The 16,448-nt window shown below is 45.2% G+C and carries 16 protein-coding genes; 3 read left to right on the forward strand and 13 right to left on the reverse strand.

Annotated features, from left to right (window positions below; genetic code table 11):
- Window positions 1-172 precede the first annotated feature (172 nt).
- The 7 genes from QUA00_RS32930 to QUA00_RS32960 all read right to left on the reverse strand — a co-directional run bounded on the left by QUA00_RS32930 (window position 173) and on the right by QUA00_RS32960 (window position 5,820).
- A complete protein-coding gene (locus tag QUA00_RS32930; RefSeq protein ID WP_333412643.1) occupies window positions 173-298 on the reverse strand; it encodes a hypothetical protein in 126 nt (41 codons plus the stop codon).
- Window positions 299-459: 161 nt separating this feature from the next.
- Window positions 460-1,086, reverse strand: coding sequence for a Uma2 family endonuclease (locus QUA00_RS32935; protein WP_333143567.1), 627 nt, complete (start codon window positions 1,084-1,086; stop codon window positions 460-462).
- A gap of 44 nt (window positions 1,087-1,130) precedes the next feature.
- Window positions 1,131-1,712, reverse strand: a complete 582-nt coding sequence (locus QUA00_RS32940) for a Uma2 family endonuclease (protein WP_333412645.1) — start codon at window positions 1,710-1,712, stop codon at window positions 1,131-1,133.
- Window positions 1,713-1,808: 96 nt separating this feature from the next.
- Complete coding sequence (locus QUA00_RS32945; protein WP_333412647.1) at window positions 1,809-2,585, reverse strand: Uma2 family endonuclease; 777 nt, start codon at window positions 2,583-2,585, stop codon at window positions 1,809-1,811.
- 347 nt (window positions 2,586-2,932) lie between these two features.
- Window positions 2,933-4,423: an MlaD family protein gene (locus tag QUA00_RS32950; RefSeq protein WP_333412649.1), complete on the reverse strand. Its 1,491-nt coding sequence runs from the start codon at window positions 4,421-4,423 to the stop codon at window positions 2,933-2,935.
- Window positions 4,424-4,569: 146 nt separating this feature from the next.
- The gene (locus tag QUA00_RS32955) at window positions 4,570-4,944 is read right to left on the reverse strand and encodes a four helix bundle protein (RefSeq protein ID WP_333107743.1); all 375 of its coding nucleotides are present in this window, start codon (window positions 4,942-4,944) and stop codon (window positions 4,570-4,572) included.
- 93 nt (window positions 4,945-5,037) lie between these two features.
- Window positions 5,038-5,820, reverse strand: coding sequence for an ATP-binding cassette domain-containing protein (locus QUA00_RS32960; protein ID WP_333412651.1), 783 nt, complete (start codon window positions 5,818-5,820; stop codon window positions 5,038-5,040).
- Window positions 5,821-5,984: 164 nt separating this feature from the next.
- Between QUA00_RS32960 and QUA00_RS32965 the strand changes: the two genes are divergently transcribed.
- Complete coding sequence (locus QUA00_RS32965) at window positions 5,985-7,385, forward strand: gluconeogenesis factor YvcK family protein (RefSeq protein ID WP_333412653.1); 1,401 nt, start codon at window positions 5,985-5,987, stop codon at window positions 7,383-7,385.
- Window positions 7,386-7,533: 148 nt separating this feature from the next.
- Window positions 7,534-7,983: a tRNA (adenosine(37)-N6)-threonylcarbamoyltransferase complex ATPase subunit type 1 TsaE gene (tsaE, locus tag QUA00_RS32970; protein WP_333412655.1), complete on the forward strand. Its 450-nt coding sequence runs from the start codon at window positions 7,534-7,536 to the stop codon at window positions 7,981-7,983.
- Window positions 7,984-8,132: 149 nt separating this feature from the next.
- Here tsaE and QUA00_RS32975 read toward each other — a convergent pair whose 3' ends face one another.
- From QUA00_RS32975 to QUA00_RS32985, 3 genes are all read right to left on the reverse strand, one after another.
- Complete coding sequence (locus QUA00_RS32975) at window positions 8,133-8,465, reverse strand: DUF5615 family PIN-like protein (RefSeq protein ID WP_333289036.1); 333 nt, start codon at window positions 8,463-8,465, stop codon at window positions 8,133-8,135.
- A 3-nt stretch (window positions 8,466-8,468) separates the two neighbouring features.
- On the reverse strand, window positions 8,469-8,810 hold the full coding sequence (locus QUA00_RS32980) for a DUF433 domain-containing protein (RefSeq protein ID WP_015174644.1): 342 nt from the start codon (window positions 8,808-8,810) through the stop codon (window positions 8,469-8,471).
- Window positions 8,811-8,871: 61 nt separating this feature from the next.
- Window positions 8,872-10,194 carry a dihydroorotase gene (locus QUA00_RS32985; RefSeq protein WP_333412658.1) on the reverse strand — a complete coding sequence of 441 codons (1,323 nt, stop codon included), beginning with the start codon at window positions 10,192-10,194 and terminating at the stop codon, window positions 8,872-8,874.
- An 89-nt stretch (window positions 10,195-10,283) separates the two neighbouring features.
- Between QUA00_RS32985 and lepB the strand changes: the two genes are divergently transcribed.
- On the forward strand, window positions 10,284-10,895 hold the full coding sequence (lepB, locus tag QUA00_RS32990; RefSeq protein ID WP_333412660.1) for a signal peptidase I: 612 nt from the start codon (window positions 10,284-10,286) through the stop codon (window positions 10,893-10,895).
- A gap of 104 nt (window positions 10,896-10,999) precedes the next feature.
- Here the strand turns inward: lepB and QUA00_RS32995 are convergent, their stop codons facing one another.
- The 3 genes from QUA00_RS32995 to QUA00_RS33005 all read right to left on the reverse strand — a co-directional run bounded on the left by QUA00_RS32995 (window position 11,000) and on the right by QUA00_RS33005 (window position 16,133).
- Window positions 11,000-12,523, reverse strand: a complete 1,524-nt coding sequence (locus QUA00_RS32995; protein WP_333412661.1) for a peptide ligase PGM1-related protein — start codon at window positions 12,521-12,523, stop codon at window positions 11,000-11,002.
- A 116-nt stretch (window positions 12,524-12,639) separates the two neighbouring features.
- On the reverse strand, window positions 12,640-13,974 hold the full coding sequence (locus QUA00_RS33000) for a transposase (protein ID WP_333412663.1): 1,335 nt from the start codon (window positions 13,972-13,974) through the stop codon (window positions 12,640-12,642).
- Window positions 13,975-14,516: 542 nt separating this feature from the next.
- Window positions 14,517-16,133 (reverse strand): glycosyltransferase family 39 protein, encoded by a 1,617-nt coding sequence (locus QUA00_RS33005; protein WP_333412665.1) that lies wholly within the window; start codon window positions 16,131-16,133, stop codon window positions 14,517-14,519.
- Window positions 16,134-16,448 lie beyond the last annotated feature (315 nt).

Genomic DNA, 16,448 nt, shown 5'->3' on the forward strand with positions numbered 1-16,448 from the left:
TCCCGCCCGTCCTTTCTGGGCGGGCGGGACGCCCATCCCACAAGAAAAAAGGGAAATTATTTAATTGACGATCCTTATCAATTCCGCCGCTAGTGACGACAACTTCGATCGCCAAATCTGGACGTTCCCTATTAGCACCCAATTCCTATGATTTATCTGCTTCCCTTCTGACTTAACCTTCTTCGCTTTCCAATGTCATCGAACCTGTTGGAGTGTAATCTCTATCTGCTTTCATCAAATAGATTTGCCGAAAATCACCTATTCTCTCCTTAGCTATTTCGTGTTTTATTCCAGGCATTTTCTCTATCTCCAGCACTCCCGCTAAAAACGACAATTTAACACCTAGAATATCCCAAATCGGTGCTAAGATTTTGAATTATTGCCAGGTTAATCCGGGAAATAGCAGTGGCCGATCTAATTTTTCTTCTAATATTGTTGTAGTCCTAGCAAACTCGCTCCTTATTCATTAACAATTCCTGCGTTAAACACCTGTTGAGCAGTCAAGTTCAAATCTGGAAAAACAGCCGATTCAATTCTCTCCTCTCCCCGGAACTGCGTCAACTCGTACTCCCCATCAACCAATTGATAAAGCGAAAGCGTAGGTTGTTTGGGATTGCCGATGTAGCGTCTCCCGCCCAATCCCAAATAATCCACAATCCAGTATTCAAGAATGCCCATTTCTTCATAATCGCGTAGTTTAGTAAGATAGTCAGTCTGCCAGTTAGTGCTAACAACTTCTACTGCTAAACGCACCGACGAACCCATTGTGATAATTGATTCTGCTGCCCAACGCGGTTCATTTATCACTTGCTGTCGATCGAGAACGATGACATCTGGCTCATATCCTGATTCGTCGCGATCGGGTTTAAGGACACATTCTTTGGGAAGGAAATAGGGCAATCGGGCATTGCGACATACAACGCCAACTTCTATATTGAGAAAGCCAGAGATTTCTGAATGTTGGCCAGTTCCTTTGGGCATTTCAACAATTACTCCATTGTGCAGTTCGTAGCGGTATTCGGAATTTTCCGGATACCATGCAATAAATTCGTCAAATGTTACTGATTTTGTTAATGCTTGAACCATGTCAATCGCTCCTTGATTCGAGTTATATTTAAAGTTGATTTGAACTATTCCCGCAAAGCCTTAATGAATTCAGTAACAGCATCATATTGATCGAAGTAAGTTACATATCTCACTAACAAAGCAATGTCTAACTCCGGTAACAACTCGCTGCGATCGACTTTTTCGTACTCCTCCCTCAAATAATAGATACTCAGCACTCCATCTTCCCAAAACCAGACTTCGGGTATGCCTAACCGCTTGTATAGTTGAAGTTTATCGATGCCACCGCTGGTGAATACAACTTCGATCGCCAAATCGGGAATTGCCTTTTTAGTCGTCAAATTATATGATTCATCAGGCTCCTTTCTCGCCCCCAGTTCTTTACTACCCAAAGTCGGCCCGCCCTTGATATAAAACCGGATCCCCTTCTCTCTCAGGTATGCTTCTAATAAAGCCCTGATAGTACCCTTTGTCTCTTCATGTTCGGGGCTAACTGTGATAATTTCTAAAATTCCATCTAAGTAAGCAAATTTGATACCGCCGACAGACTCAAAAGCGGCTTCTAGCGATTCAAATTGCGACCAACTCACTCCTCTTAGAGTCAGGCAACTATCGGTGACAGAGTTTTTGACTGCTGTTTGTGTCATGTTTTCTCCTTATCCTTTTTTTAGATTAAGCTTTTGAGAGCGCAACTATTTTCTCAATTTTATTAACTTTTGTTCGATCGCGCGAACCCTACACCTTCAAATGCCATCAGGATCAATGCCCTGACTTCTCAAGTATGCCATTAGTCGATCGGCCCTCTGGCGTTCCTCTTCGGCCCTCTGGCGTTCCTCTTCGGTCCTCTGGCGTTCCTGTTCCACCCGTTCCGCACCCCACAGCAGCAAATTGCCATTCTCATCCCACCAGCGCAACCAATAACCCCTTCTCTGAGATTTTTCACCTTCCCAAACCCCCAGAAATAAACCCATTGATTCTATCCAGAATCGCTGATTAGCATCCGGTTCTTGCAATTCGTATTCTCCCGACGCAGAGAGTCTGTACACTTCCAATACTCCCGACTTAGGTTCAAAAATTACATAAATCGGCACTTGCAAAATTCGCTCATAAAACCGCCATTTTCCGTAAGGATATGTCGGTTTGTTTGAATATTCACTACCGTCAGTATCGGATAAAAATTCCATCACTACAGCAGGTACTTCTCCCTCAGCATTGCGCGTATAACTGCGGCGAACTTCTCCTGGTTCTGCTGGCAATACCGACGGAACGTACACCCAATCAGGGGCTTTTACTACTATTTTGTCGTTAACTTTGGCACAGAGTCCTAAATTGGAAGCTATTAGCATTGAAGCTAGGATAAATCCTGCGAGATCCAAAGCTTCTCGCAAGGCCGCAGCTAAAAGTGGTTGGTCGATGTTTTCCACAGGATCGTCTGGTAATTTAAAGTCATCTGGCAATTTTTCCCAAGTTATATTATACTGACTTTTGGTTACGTCCGGTTTCGATAATGTTTGCGTCATTGGTTTTCTTTGTTTCGATAGAAAGAGTTTTTTGTTAATAGGATTTGGACAATAACTTTAATGCCTGGGTGCGAAAGGCGCACCTTATTAACTAGCTGTAATCTGGGTGTGTATTGCGCTGGTTACTAATTAGAGTATATCGCCACTTTTGTGCAATGGCTGTTTCATTCTCACCAAAAACATGAATTTTGTAGGGTAGCACGGCCCCTACTCCCCGTGCCTACCCCCGACCTAGAGGATTCGATCGGCAGATCAGACCAAGAGGGCCGGCACGGGGGCACGGCCCCTACCGAGAATGAAACAGCCCTGACTTTTGTGCAAGGGCGGTTATTCAATGATACCCTGTTTTAATGGGTCTTTTCGGGAGCAACTGGTTCTACTGACCGGGCAGTTTGAGAAGGTATAACAGGCAATTTGGGCTGTTTTTGCAAGCGAGGAAATCCAGGATCTACTGATGAATCTCTGGGATGTGTACTCGCATTTACTTTCTCAGAAAGGGGGGCTAATGTTTGAGTCACTTTAACTTGCTGTCGCAGTTGTTCTGTCGAACCCAACAAGCCTCCTAATCCGTTGAACAACCTGCGAATATTGTTGCGGAAAGCCGGATCTCCCGTCAAATCATCCACGTCGGAAGTAATTTTCTGCACGTTCTGAAATGTAGCTCGTGCAGAATCTAGAGTTTGCTGCAATAATAGCAAAGTTGCCGGATTGTTTACCTGGCTGGATAAATCTCGCAAATTACCCGAAGCTTGGGCAGCATTCGCTGATAAAACTTCTAAATTGTTCAGCAATTGTCCTTGGTTAATTCGATTAATTGTCGGACTCAAACTGCTGACAGCTACCCGCAGTTCCTGACTGCTTTGATTGATGTTATTCAGAGTTGAGACTAAACTGCCGCGGTTGGTTGCTACTAAAGAATTGACTTGGTTGGCTGTTAATGTAATTTGATTGGCTGCTTGAGTTACTGAATTAGCAGAATTAATCGCAGCTGCAGATACGGCTTTTGTGGAACTGTCCGCCGTAGCTGCTACTTTAGAAACATCAGCGGCAACTCCTGATATTTCCGTCTTGAGCGATTGATTTAAGGTGCTTGCTTCCCCCTTTAATGATTGATTTAAGGTGCTTGCTTCCCCCTTTAATGATTGATTTAAACTTGCTATTTCAGTTTTTAATGATTGATTTAAGCTGCCAAGGTCTCCCCTTACAGATTGATTCAAATTTTTTATTTCCGCTTGTGCCGTTTTAGTTAAAGTCGATAAATCTTGAGTGAGTTTAGCTGCACCTTTAGCTGTGTTGGCTGTATTCTCGGTAAGAGATTTAAGATTGTTAAACAGGGCGGGGTCAGTGTAGAAATTAGCTAGGCGGACTGTGGATTTAATTAGTTCGTCGATAGTGACTCCCGCTTGACCTTTTAAGCGCGAATTTTGGCAGATAATCTCCGGGGGACAGTCGGCACTAACGGGATTGGCGGTAAGTAATGATTCTGGCAAAATCGAGTTGGGGGTAATGTCGATCGACGATTCGCCAATTAAACCCGATTTATTCGCTTCGATCGTAACATCCCTGGGAATCACTAAAGTACCGGGGGCAATCTCCAGCGTCACGTCTACGCCGTTGGAACCCGGTTGGAGGGCGGTAATTTTACCGACTGCAACCCCACGATACCTGATGGGCGTGCCTATTTGCATTCCTTGGGCGCTGCCAAATTCTACGGCGAATTTGTAGCTGCGGTTCCCTAGCTGCACGCCCCGCAGCCAGAGCACTAAGCCGCCAAATAAACCGATTCCTACTAAAATTAAGAACCCGACAGAACCTTCTCTTACAGTTCGCGATTGCATATTACCTCCTTTGGCAGTTGATAGTTGGCAGTTGGCAGTTGGCAGTTGGCAGTTGATAGTTGGCAGTTGACAGTTGGCAGTTGGCAGTTGATAGTTGGCAGTTGATAGTTGATAGTTGGCAGTTGGCAGTTGGCAGTTGGCAGTTGTTAATTTTTGTCTGATGTGTTGCCTATAGATTTTAGATAGGCGTTTAGCCTTGGCGAGAGTTCGTCAATAATTGGCTTGAGTGTTTCTACTTGCGTACTTGTTAGTAGTTGCCTAGTATAAGCCCGTCTCAACCAGTGCTTTGTTTCATATAAAGAACCTCTGGCAATCTTGATAAATCGCCGATGATCCTGATAGCTACCTCGACCATCTCCTTCAGCAATATTAGCACCAATACTATCAGCCGATCGAATAATTTGCTTGCCGACAGTATCTTTTGCTAATGCGTCCCATTTTATAACAATATTCCAAATTTCATCAGCTAATTTTTCAGCTAATTTATAAACATCTAACTTCTGAAAGTTTGTTTGTGACATATACTATCTCCCAACAAGACAAACAATTGACAACGGCCAACTGACAACGGCCAACTGACAACTGACAACTGACAACTGACAATTGACAATTGACTATCCCAGCGCTTGAATTGGGCCAGTAACACTGCCGCTAAAAAATTGTCGGATAAGTAAATTATCTGTCGATGCAATGTCATTGACAGTTCCCTCCCATTGCACTTTGCCTCGATAGAGAAATACGATACGATCGGCAGTGCGGCGGATGGTACTGTCTTGGTGAGTGACGATCGCATAAGTGCTACAAACACCTTGGGCCGCCTGCAACTCGCGGATTAAATCTTCAATTACCGTCGAAGCGATCGGATCTAAACCCGCCGTCGGTTCGTCGTACAGCAAAACCTCTGGATTATCCCTGTCATTATCAGGATTCGCCATGATAGCGCGGGCAAAACTTACCCGCTTCCTCATTCCCCCAGACAACTGCGCCGGATAGCGTTCGCCAATTCGCGGCAAACCCACCATCTCCAACTTTTCCTCCACCAATTCCCGAATGCGGCGGCGCGGCAGCTTAGAATGCTGGTAAAGTAAAAAACCGACATTCTCCTCCACCGTCAGCGAATCAAACAAAGCCGCTTGCTGAAACACCATCCCAATTCCGATCGGATCTGCCACGTCGTCCACCCATCCCACCCTGCGCTGTCCCTGAACAAAAACCTCGCCGGCATCCGGGGCCAACAAACCCGCAATTATCCGCAAAATAGTAGATTTGCCCGTCCCCGAAGGGCCAATAATTGCCAGGGCCTCTCCCCGATAAATCCTCAGATCGACTCGATCGAGGATCTGGTTCTGGCCGAAGGACTTACTTACCCCCTTGAGTTCGATTAGTGGCTCAGCCATAGCATGTTATCAATAAGTTATCAGTCCTCAGTCATCAGTCTACCTAATGACTCATGACTCATGACTAATCACTAATTACTTAAATTGACTGCCAGAATCAAAACTCTCTTGTATTGTAAATTTGTCAGATCGAGCTGTTCCAATACCCTTAAGACTAATTAACCATGTCAATTAGTTCACTTCCTAAAGCCCTCCGCGTCTTGGCTAAAGCCAAGCAGGTTTTTGCCCAATCCAGAAATCCTTACCCCCCTTCTTTGCGGAACGGGCGAGTTCACCAGTGGTTTAAGTGGTTAGCCCCCGGACTGTTAGTGAAACGGTGGCTGCTGATTAGTGCCAGCGGCGTGGTACTTGCCACTTTGGGTTTAGCGATTTGGACTGGGATGACTCCCATTTTCTTCTTATTGCAATTATTGAGAAATTTTTTGGCGTGGATTGCGGAAGTTATTCCCAATTACGTGTCGGGCCCGATCATCATTGCTGGCGGGATTTTGTTAATTCTGTGGGGACAAACTCGCAGTTTGAACTCTATTACTCAAGTGCTGATGCCCGAAGGGAATGAGGAACTGGTCGATCGACTCCTCAACCACCGCCGCTTGCACCGCGGCCCGAAAATTGTGGCAATTGGGGGCGGTACCGGTCTTTCTAATTTGCTCAGGGGATTGAAGGACTACAGCGCCAAAATCACTGCTATTGTCACGGTGGCGGATGATGGCGGGTCTTCCGGGCGGCTGCGACGGGAAATTGGGGTATTGCCGCCCGGAGACATTCGCAATTGTTTGGCTGCTTTGGCAGATGAGGAAAAGTTATTGACTGAGTTATTTCAATATCGCTTTCGGGCTGGTGACGGTTTGGTGGGTCACAGTTTTGGGAATTTGTTTTTGACGGCGATGAGCGATATTGCTGGAGATTTGGAACAGGCGATCGCGGCGAGTTCTAAAGTTTTAGCAGTGAGGGGAGAAGTGCTGCCGGCTACTCTGAGCGATGTTTCTTTGTGGGCAGAACTGGCTGACGGCCGCAGGATTGAGGGGGAGTCCAGCATTACAAAAGCTAACGGAAAAATCCTCAGAATAGGCTGCACTCCTGCTAATCCTCCGGCGTTGCCCAAGGTAGCCCAAGCACTTCGGGAAGCGGATTTTATTATTATTGGGCCGGGGAGTCTTTATACGAGTGTCATTCCGAATTTGTTGGTGCCGGAAATTGCTGATGCGATCGCCAACAGCGAAGTTCCGCGCATTTATGTTTGCAATATTATGACTCAGCCGGGGGAAACTGACGGATACAGTGTTGCAGACCACATTCGGGCGATCGACCGCGCTTGCGGCCGGCCGCTGTTCGATGCTGTAGTAGTTCAAGGAAAAGTCCCTTCTGCCAAAGCTTTGATCCGCTATTCTCAGGAGAATTCTTATCCGGTTGTGCTCGATCGAGAAGCCGTAACGCAATTGGGGCGGCGAATTGTCATCGCAAATGTCATGGATGAAGATAAAAATACGGGTTTAATTCGCCACAATTCGCAAAGGTTGGCGGGGATGTTGCTGCGTTGGTACGGCCGCGCGCAAAACATTTAAGCTGTTGACAGTTGACAGTGGACAGTTGACAGTTGACAGTTGACAGTTGACAGTTCACTCATGTTATTGGCTATTGGTTATTGGCCGATCCAAACGAGTAACAAATAACAAATAACAAATGACTAATAACAGATAACAAATAACTAAAATGATACTTTCTCTTCCAGATGCTGAAGCTACGCGCAAGTTTGGTTTTGCGTTAGGTCGATCGCTCCCCCCCGGCACTGTAATCTTATTACAAGGAGATTTAGGTGCAGGCAAAACTACCTTGGTTCAAGGTATCGCTGAAGGTTTAGGAATCTCCGACTCGATCGAAAGTCCTACTTTTACGCTGATTAACGAGTATTTTGGAGGGAGAATTCCGCTGTATCATCTAGATTTGTATCGACTAGAACCCGAAGAAGTGGAGGCTTTGCACTTAGAAAGTTATTGGGACGGGTTAGAAAGGGATTTGGGAATTGTGGCGATCGAATGGGCGGAAAGATTGCAGTACAAACCCGAAAATTATTTGCAAATTTCTTTGAGTTATCTAGATAACGGGCGGCAAATTGAAGTAATTGGTAATGGCGAGTTATTGGATGGGCAATTGGAAATTTGAGAAAAGGCGATCGAATTTAAATGTTGCACCCTTCTCACTCAGCCTTTTCTGAACAGGCAAGATGCCTGTTCCACAAGAAGAAAATTCACTCTTTGTGGAACAGGCATCTTGCCTGTTAAGAGAGAATGGTGCAACATCTCAGCGCGTACTTACTGCGGACGGTTGACACGAATCAATTTGCCTCTCAAAGTTTCTTCACCAGCAATAGCATCATTGATGCGTGTTGCCAACCTTTCTAAATTTTTATCGTCTGTACACACGATAATACCAGCATGATTTGGTTGTTGAGCGTGCAAGCGAATGAAATGCCGACGATTTTGCGTCATAACCGCCCGATCGTTATTCACAGCAAAGGCTAATACTTCGGGGTCATCATCTCCGGCATTTCCTGCCTCTTGAATAGTCAGCGCATCGTGACCTAAATTTCGCAGCAAAGCCACAACAGGAAACGGGAACTGTTCATCTGCATAAAGACGTGCCATAAATTATACTTCCTGCATCATTGCTGCTGCTTCTTCTCGGAGTGCTGTTTCAATTTCTTCGGAGTTAGCCTCAGCATAAGTCCAGACATTTACTAAGTTTGCAGCATTCAACTGGGGATAAAATTGTAGAAGTTCAGCATCACTTGAACCTTGACGGCGCAAACTCACGAACAGCCAAACGGGAAGTCTAGTTTTGGCAATGCAAGCATCGCCGCCACACACGTCGGGAGTTTTGGTAATTCCTGGCCAGCTATTGTTTAAACTTTGGGTTAAAAGCCGGATGGCTTCAGCTTTCTCAGTAGGAGTTAAGGCCAGGAGTTGTGTTTCTAGTTCTTGGAGAAGCATGGGTAAAATCGCCTTTGCGATGCAGGAATACCCAATTATAACACTTGAGTTAAATTCATACTTACTCAGCGTCAAATGTCAATGCTTCTCCCCTCACATTTGTATCCAATTTACCATTCTCAAAAACAACTTTTCCTCCAACAACAGTCACAACTGGCCATCCAGTTAAATTCCATCCTTCAAAGGAACTCCAGCCGCACTTGCTCGCCATCTCTGCGCCCACCACCGGGCGGTATTTCTCCAAATCAACTAAGACTAAATCTGCATCAAAACCCGGTGCAATTTGCCCTTTGTTCGGAATCTTATAAGCCTTAGCAACTGCCGCCGACATCCAATTAGCAACTTGAGCAACTGTACATCTTCCCTCTACTGCTTGCGTCAGCATCAAAGGCAAAGAAGTTTCGACTCCCGGCATTCCAGACGGCGTATTCGGATATTCTTGAGCTTTTTCTGCTAATGTGTGCGGCGCATGGTCGGTGGCGATAAAATCAATTACGCCGTCTAGTAAAGCTTGCCAAAGTATTTCGTTATCGCGGGGCTCGCGCAAAGGCGGATTCATCTGAGCTAAACTGCCAATTTTTTGATAGGCGCTGGTATTTAACAACAAATGCTGCGGCGTAACTTCTGCTGTCACCCAACTCGGTTTTTCCTGGCGCAACAACTCAGCTTCATCCCCAGTTGAAAGGTGCAGAATGTGCAGACGGCGCTGATATTTATTAGAAAGTTTTAATGCTAGCTGAGTTGCTAATAAAGCTGCTTGATTGTCTTGAATTTGTGAGTGAACTGCAATATCGGTAATACCAGCAAATTCTTGACGACGCTGGTTGATTCTAGCTTGGTCTTCTGCGTGCACGGCAATTAGTCGATCGCCTTTGGCAAAAATCGCCTCTAAACTTGCTTCTCCATCCACCAACAACTGCCCGTGCATCGAACCCATAAAAATTTTAATTCCCGGAGTCGGATTCGCATTCAACAAATCCGGCAAATTCTCAGGCGTTGCACCAATAAAAAAGCCGTAATTGACCAAACACTTCTCGGCAGCGCGACTTAGTTTATCATCTAAGGCAGCTTGGGTTGTGGTCAGAGGTCGCGTATTCGGCATTTCCAGAAACGATGTCACGCCGCCTTTAGCGCAAGCACAGCTAGCGGTAAATAAGTCTTCCTTGTGTTCTAAACCCGGTTCCCGGAAGTGTACCTGGGGATCAATTACTCCGGGCAACAGAGTTAAGCCTTTCGCATCTATTTCTCGATCGCCCGATTCGACAATTTCAGCAGCAACTTTGACAATTTTGCCATCGCAGATTTGCACATCTCCTACCAAAAACTCACCATTGGGCAAAAGAATGCGAGCGCGACGGATTAACAAACTTGATTTGGGAGTCATAAGATATCATTAATTGAGTAAACAGCGTGCTAGCATGGAAGCATTATTAAGTTTATAATTCGTATCCAGCTCAGTCACTACAATACCCTATGACTCGTCTAGACAAGTCAGCCGACGAAGAAAAACCTCCGCAAGACACCGAAAATCCTTGGATCGAAGGAATTAAGACGATCGGCTTAGCAGCATTTTTGGCCTTTGGTATCCGCACCCTGGTTGCCGAAGCACGCTACATTCCCACCGGCTCGATGCTCCCAACCCTACAAATTAACGATCGATTAATTATAGATAAGGTAAGCTATCGATTCCAAGAACCCCAGCGAGGAGATATTATCGTATTTATGCCTCCTGACCAGGCTAGTTTGTGCACGGGACAGCCACCACCGATCAAAGATGCCTATATCAAGCGAGTGATCGGACTGCCGGGGGACAGTGTGGAAGTCAGAGAGGGAAAAGTTTTTATTAACAAGCAGCCGCTACAGGAAAAATATATTGAAGAAATTCCGCAGTATCCCTACGGGCCTGTAGTTGTAGCTCAAAATTCTTACTTGGTGCTCGGCGACAACCGCAACGCAAGCTGTGACAGTCATTACTGGGGCTTTGTACCCAAGCAGAATATCATCGGTAGGGCAATTGTGCGTTTTTGGCCACTCAACCGCACAGGGTCGATCGACCCTGTGCCCCTTTATCCCGCTAAAAATTAGCTACAACCCGCAACCCGCAGATTAAAATCTGCGGTTGTCAGTTTAAAGTACCAATTACTTATTAGCCATTGTCCACGACCAAATAATTAATGGTTAAATGAGATTTAGTATGAGGTTTCGCGATCGAGAACTTTCACAACTTTGTTATACATATCCTCAGCTTCTTGCTGCGAATTGCCAATACTCGTCACTCCCAATTTGCCAAACTCAGACAAACAACCCATTAAATGAAACACACTGCCCGTCTCAGTACCGCTGTCAAAGTGCAGTTGATTGTCAGCAATAATATCCATCAAATCGTTCGGTAATAATCCCCGATAGCGCTCTTTTTTCAAATTGTCTGAAGCAACATAATATTTTGGACGGCCCTGCAGGCTGTAAAATAATCCTGTCGAACGTTCGTACCGACCGTTTGTTAACAGCTTCAAAGCCATAAACGGATGAGTTGTGCCTCCTTTACGTAAGTTAATTTCTATTGCTTGAAGCTCCCATTTCCCATCGGATTGCTTTACAGCGAGAAAATCTACTCCAAATCTCTCTAAAGCCCCTTTTTTAGCTAAGTTTTGCCCGACTTTCCATCCCAATTCCTGCAACGCTATTCGATAAGATTCGTCGGCAGGAAATCGGCAACCTAAGAAAATTTGACCGTCTGGGCCTCCTAAAATTTGGTCGTGGGTTGAGAGAATTTCTACTTCGCCGCTGGGGACAATTCTGCCTTGAACGCTGGGCGAGAACTTTTCTTCTCCTTCGATAAATGCTTCGGCAATTGCCCCTAATTCGGGAATGCGGCTGCTAAAATTTTCCCAGGTTTCGCCCGTTGCTTGAAAGCGCAAATTATGGAAGCTATCGCCAATTGCCTTCGCTCTTTCTGTAGGCGCTTTACCTGCGAGGGACTTCAGATCTAAAATTGCATTCCCTTCCCCCGAAAAACCTTCATTTAACTTAATTACGATCCGCTGCAAATGTGGCTGCCGTTCCCACAACGCGGCCGCAGCTTCCGCTAAATCTTCCGCATTAAAAACCAACTCGGAACCGTCAGGATAAGGCACGCCACATTCTTTAAAAATTTGCCTGCTGCCGCTTTTTGTTCCCCAGTATAACAGATCGGGATCGCTGGCCCACAAAGGAATCCCCAATTTAACAGATAACTCGCGTTCTAAGGGCGTCGAGTTATAACAAACCATATAAGATTTTGTCGGCCGCACTGCTTGACGAATGCGCTCCATCAAGCGGGGACGCTCTAAAATTTTCTGGGTGAGGGATTTGGCGGAAGCATCGTAAGCACTGAACAGCAAAAGCCGATCGCGCGCGTGAGAAAATGGAATTCCCGGCAGCAATTGCAGGTAATAATCCACAATCATCGGGTGCAAGGGCTCCGAGGTAATGTAAATTAAGCGCGTGCGGGGATTTCGCAGGCGAATCAATGAAAATAAATGCCGCTCTTCGTAGTGGTAAACACCCTCAACTTTCTGCATTTCTTGCTGATCTAAGCTGACCGAAGGAATGATAATAATGTCACAATCTCCGCTGTCGAATTCTTCGATAGCTCGCCAACGTTCGCGTAATTCTGTCTGAAGATTGCGAAACTTCTGCGCGGATTCGGAAGATGAATTATTTAACTCTTGCATTGCTTTTTATCCTAAGTATTCAATTGACACTCACTCGGCCTGAAGGCGCGAGGATTCTTGAGGGATTTCTACCTCAATTTCCCTATTTCTAGGGTTCCCAGACTCCTCACATTTGCTCAAATGAGCGTGAGGATATCTTCTGGGCGTTTAGGCGCGAACGCCCGGTAACGCGAGAGTCCCCACGTACCAATTTCTCTCGCCCGATCACGAATAGTTTTTGCTGCACCGATATCGGCATGCTCGTGATATCCGCATTCAGCGCAAATGAACTTTTCGCCATCTCGATTAGACTTGTCGATATGACCGCAGTTCCGACATTCTTGGCTGGAGTATTTGGGATTAATTTTGATTACGACTTTTCCTTGCTTTGCAGCCAGATACTCGATCTTCAAAATTAATTCGGCCCAACCTGCGTCAGAGATAGAACGGTTTAAACCTTTCTTTCTTGATTGCCCATTTTTGAGGAATCTACCTGTTTTTTCGTCAACGTTCACTCGACATCGACGCATCATTCCCAAAATATTCAAGTCCTCCAGAGCAATCGCGTCAACGTTACGGAAAACTATTTTATTGGCAACCTTCCAGTGGTAAGCTTGACGCTTATCGCTAATCTTCTGGTGGAAAAGTCCTAGTTTTTTAGCTGCTTTCTTGCGGTTTTTACTACCCTTTGTTTTTCGGCTAACCCGCCTCTGCCTAATTTTTAGAGTGCGCTTAGCTTTTTTTGTGGTTGAAAACTTGGGATTTTCAATTTGAGTTCCATCTGAGAGATGGACTAATTTTGTAAGTCCCAGATCGCAGCCAATTACTTTGACGACATCCTTAAGAGATTTTGTCGTGTAATCGGGGACAGACTTGTTTTCAATGCGGACGGATATGTACCAGCCATTTTGTCGCTTTCTTACTGTACACGCTTTAATGGTAAAGCCGTTGGGAATTGGGCGCGAGTTATAAAAACGCATCCAGCCTAACTTGGGTAAGTAGATTTTACTGCCTTGTATTTTTACCCCCATCACGAAAGTAAAAGAAGTAAAGTTACTGCGGTTTTTGAACTTAGGAAAGCCACGTCCCTCGAAAAAATTTTTATAGGCAGTGTCCAGTCGTTTGACGTTTTGTTGTAGAACTGTCGAATCTATCCCGGCAAACCAGGGTCTAGCTGCTTTTAATTCGGGCAACGCGGTGATTTGAATGTCGCCTGGGTTGCGTCGGGGGTTTTTGATCTTCCCCTCTTTGTCTGTTTTTCCTGTTTTCCAAGGTTCTCCCGTGGCACCGTTTTTACTGACACAACTGGTCAATGGACAGGCTTCACTTTGCGTTCTAATGTCGCAATAGTTACCTTGAATGAACTGTTGACTATATTGAGTGATTCTGTCATTAAGACACCAGTTGAAGTGACTTCGCAACATATCCACCCAATTGGACATTTTTAAGTCTTGTGTTTGATTGGGCCGCAACTTGTATACATAGTTTGTTAACAAGTTTAACTCCTTCTTTTTTGAGCTACTGTTAGTATATAGTGAAAGGCTTGCGTGCTTGTATTTTTTATATTTCTTCACCAAAGATGGTTTAATGTTTATACTTCTACTTACAAAGCCGTCCTATAAGGCGATGCACTGAGCGTAGCCGAAGTGACGGGGTTTTAGACCCATTTCTCTGATAATTATTGCTGATTATGTCAAATGCGTCCGCCCAAATACCTGAGACAACTCACACAGTTTTTTTCGGACGCACCTTACTGGGAAGATTGACAAAAATGCCCAAATAGTGATTTAAGGTGCGTCAGTCGAAATATTTGAGGCAATTCAAACAGTTTTTTCTGCCCCCGCCCAAAAACCGATACCATGCCACGTACTCCTATCGTGAATATCCAAAAATTTTAGACCAAAGTTTAATCTGCCAGATTCATCTGTGGAATAAATCTAAAATCTAAAATCTAAAATCTAAAATCGACTGACGCACCCTAACGGGGACGATCGTCCATTTCTGTCAAGCTGCTCTAAGAAGCTCGCCGCACTCGAAAAAGTCTGGCATATTCCAATATCGGCTCTAGGCGGCGTTGATTTTGCTTGAGTGCCGAGATCAATTTTTCCGAAGGGCCCAACACCAGGGGAGCCGAATATTTGTTCAGCATCTCGATTTCTGGCGGCTGGCTCAGCAGCATCAGCCGCACGTCTTTGTCGAGCAAATAACTCAGAGACAGCAAATCTCCCATGTTCGTAAAATCGTTGCCACGATCGCTAATTACAATTGTATCTTTAATCGATCGGTTAGCTATCGCCTCTTTGTTAATAATTTTCGCAACTTCAGCATTAAAATAGCTCAAGTCTTTGCTCCACCAAGTATCAGAAAAAGCGCTGACCGTACAGGATGCTACACTTGCTGTAAATACCAAGGCTAAAATGACTTGCCAAAACCGCTGCTGAGTTTTCACGTTACTTGCGAGCAAGTAAGCAACTGCTAGCTGCACTCCCGGAAAGCAGGAAATCAGATAGCGGCTGACGGCCGAACGTTTGCCGCCTAGGATTAGATCCGGTAACGCCAAGATCAAAAAAGGTACAAAAATTGATGTTAAAATAAACAGCCAAGTTGAACTGCTAGTCCGGCGGCAGATTTGGTAAATGGCTGCCGCAATTAACAGCAAAAATGGCAATCTCAGCAGATAAGTCCAGATATTATCAAAGCCTAAGTCGAAGTCAAAAAATAATGCTGTAAAGCTGAGCGTCCACAATTTGACAAGATACAGCAAACCAGGAGATACTCGCGTCCAATCTGTCGTAGCTGATGCTCGTCCCAGGTTAGTTGCCAGCACGTAAATCCACGGAAGATACAATATTAAAGCGGCTGTTACTGCTAAGAAAAATTGGGAATTAGTTACATGACCTCGCAATTTTGTTTTTTTAACAAACAACCAGTAAGAAATTATAAAAACTCCGTGTCCGATGAGTGTTAAACTGAAGAAAGGGTGAGTGTAGAAACCAAGGGCGATCGCCAGCGAGTAAAATACCCAATTTTGCCAATCCCTCAACCGCACTGCTCTCAGCAGCAGCCAACTGCTGCCAATAACTATGGCTGTCAGCAAACTGTACTGCCTTGCTGTCTGAGCAAACAATATGTCAAAGGGTGATAAAGCCAAAAGTGCTGTTGCTAATAACGCAGCCAAATTCGAGGCGAAAAGTTCCTGAGCTAAACCGTACATCAAAGGCAGCGACAGCAAACTCAATATTGCTGGCAAACTGCGAGATGCTGTTAGAGAACTGCCAAATTCCTGCATCCACCAACGAGCCAGGAGAAAGTATAAAGGCGGATGCTGCGGGTCTTCTAGTGCTAAAGAACGAATTGTGTCTGCTTCTGTACTTCCCGGTTTAATCCGCTGATATTTTTGCAATTGTGGTGCGGGAACAATCCGGTTTTGGAATAGTTCGTCGTCGATTTCTTGGCGGGTGAAACCAGCGGCGCGGATTGATGTGTAAGCTTCGTCATGCCAGTAAAGTTTGCGATCGATCTCAAAAAACCGAAATCCGATACCAAGTAAAATGCCGATCGCCAATAAGTTAATCAACCAGCGGGAATTTTTGATATTGACAGATATGTCTTGATGTGTTGTAGATGCCATGCTTGTCCTAATTGTGGCGATTACTTGTTACCAGGCTCTGCCTGGTAACACAGATCCGGAGGCTCTGCCTCCAATTTTAATGTCAGCTTTTCGAGGCAGAGCCTCTGGACATCGGTTCCCAGACAGAGCCTGGGAACCAGTTAAATATCTTATACATCTTGGGCATTCGTGCGTTTCGTTCTGGAGAAACCCAGAAATGGGGGGAATTCAGGCTCTAACAAGGTAATCCAATTGGATCGAGTTCGCACTTTAATCCCTTGTTAGATGACAACTTATTCGTCTTGTGGGTGAGAACACTGTTCAAGTCCCATCCCG

Source organism: Microcoleus sp. T2B6 (assembly GCF_036700475.1).
Taxonomy (GTDB): domain Bacteria; phylum Cyanobacteriota; class Cyanobacteriia; order Cyanobacteriales; family Microcoleaceae; genus Microcoleus.

What these genes read in the sequence shown, in the direction of transcription:
- QUA00_RS32980 (WP_015174644.1), bottom strand. Translation starts at nt 8,810, where the DNA reads ATGCTTCTCCAAGAACTAGAAACACAACTCCTGGCCTTAACTCCTACT.
- QUA00_RS32955 (WP_333107743.1), bottom strand. Translation starts at nt 4,944, where the DNA reads ATGTCACAAACAAACTTTCAGAAGTTAGATGTTTATAAATTAGCTGAA.
- QUA00_RS32975 (WP_333289036.1), bottom strand. Translation starts at nt 8,465, where the DNA reads ATGGCACGTCTTTATGCAGATGAACAGTTCCCGTTTCCTGTTGTGGCT.
- QUA00_RS32945 (WP_333412647.1), bottom strand. Translation starts at nt 2,585, where the DNA reads ATGACGCAAACATTATCGAAACCGGACGTAACCAAAAGTCAGTATAAT.
- QUA00_RS32965 (WP_333412653.1), top strand. Translation starts at nt 5,985, where the DNA reads ATGTCAATTAGTTCACTTCCTAAAGCCCTCCGCGTCTTGGCTAAAGCC.
- QUA00_RS32985 (WP_333412658.1), bottom strand. Translation starts at nt 10,194, where the DNA reads ATGACTCCCAAATCAAGTTTGTTAATCCGTCGCGCTCGCATTCTTTTG.
- QUA00_RS32950 (WP_333412649.1), bottom strand. Translation starts at nt 4,423, where the DNA reads ATGCAATCGCGAACTGTAAGAGAAGGTTCTGTCGGGTTCTTAATTTTA.
- QUA00_RS32930 (WP_333412643.1), bottom strand. Translation starts at nt 298, where the DNA reads ATGCCTGGAATAAAACACGAAATAGCTAAGGAGAGAATAGGTGATTTT.
- QUA00_RS33005 (WP_333412665.1), bottom strand. Translation starts at nt 16,133, where the DNA reads ATGGCATCTACAACACATCAAGACATATCTGTCAATATCAAAAATTCC.
- QUA00_RS32960 (WP_333412651.1), bottom strand. Translation starts at nt 5,820, where the DNA reads ATGGCTGAGCCACTAATCGAACTCAAGGGGGTAAGTAAGTCCTTCGGC.
- QUA00_RS32935 (WP_333143567.1), bottom strand. Translation starts at nt 1,086, where the DNA reads ATGGTTCAAGCATTAACAAAATCAGTAACATTTGACGAATTTATTGCA.
- lepB (WP_333412660.1), top strand. Translation starts at nt 10,284, where the DNA reads ATGACTCGTCTAGACAAGTCAGCCGACGAAGAAAAACCTCCGCAAGAC.
- QUA00_RS32940 (WP_333412645.1), bottom strand. Translation starts at nt 1,712, where the DNA reads ATGACACAAACAGCAGTCAAAAACTCTGTCACCGATAGTTGCCTGACT.
- tsaE (WP_333412655.1), top strand. Translation starts at nt 7,534, where the DNA reads ATGATACTTTCTCTTCCAGATGCTGAAGCTACGCGCAAGTTTGGTTTT.
- QUA00_RS32995 (WP_333412661.1), bottom strand. Translation starts at nt 12,523, where the DNA reads ATGCAAGAGTTAAATAATTCATCTTCCGAATCCGCGCAGAAGTTTCGC.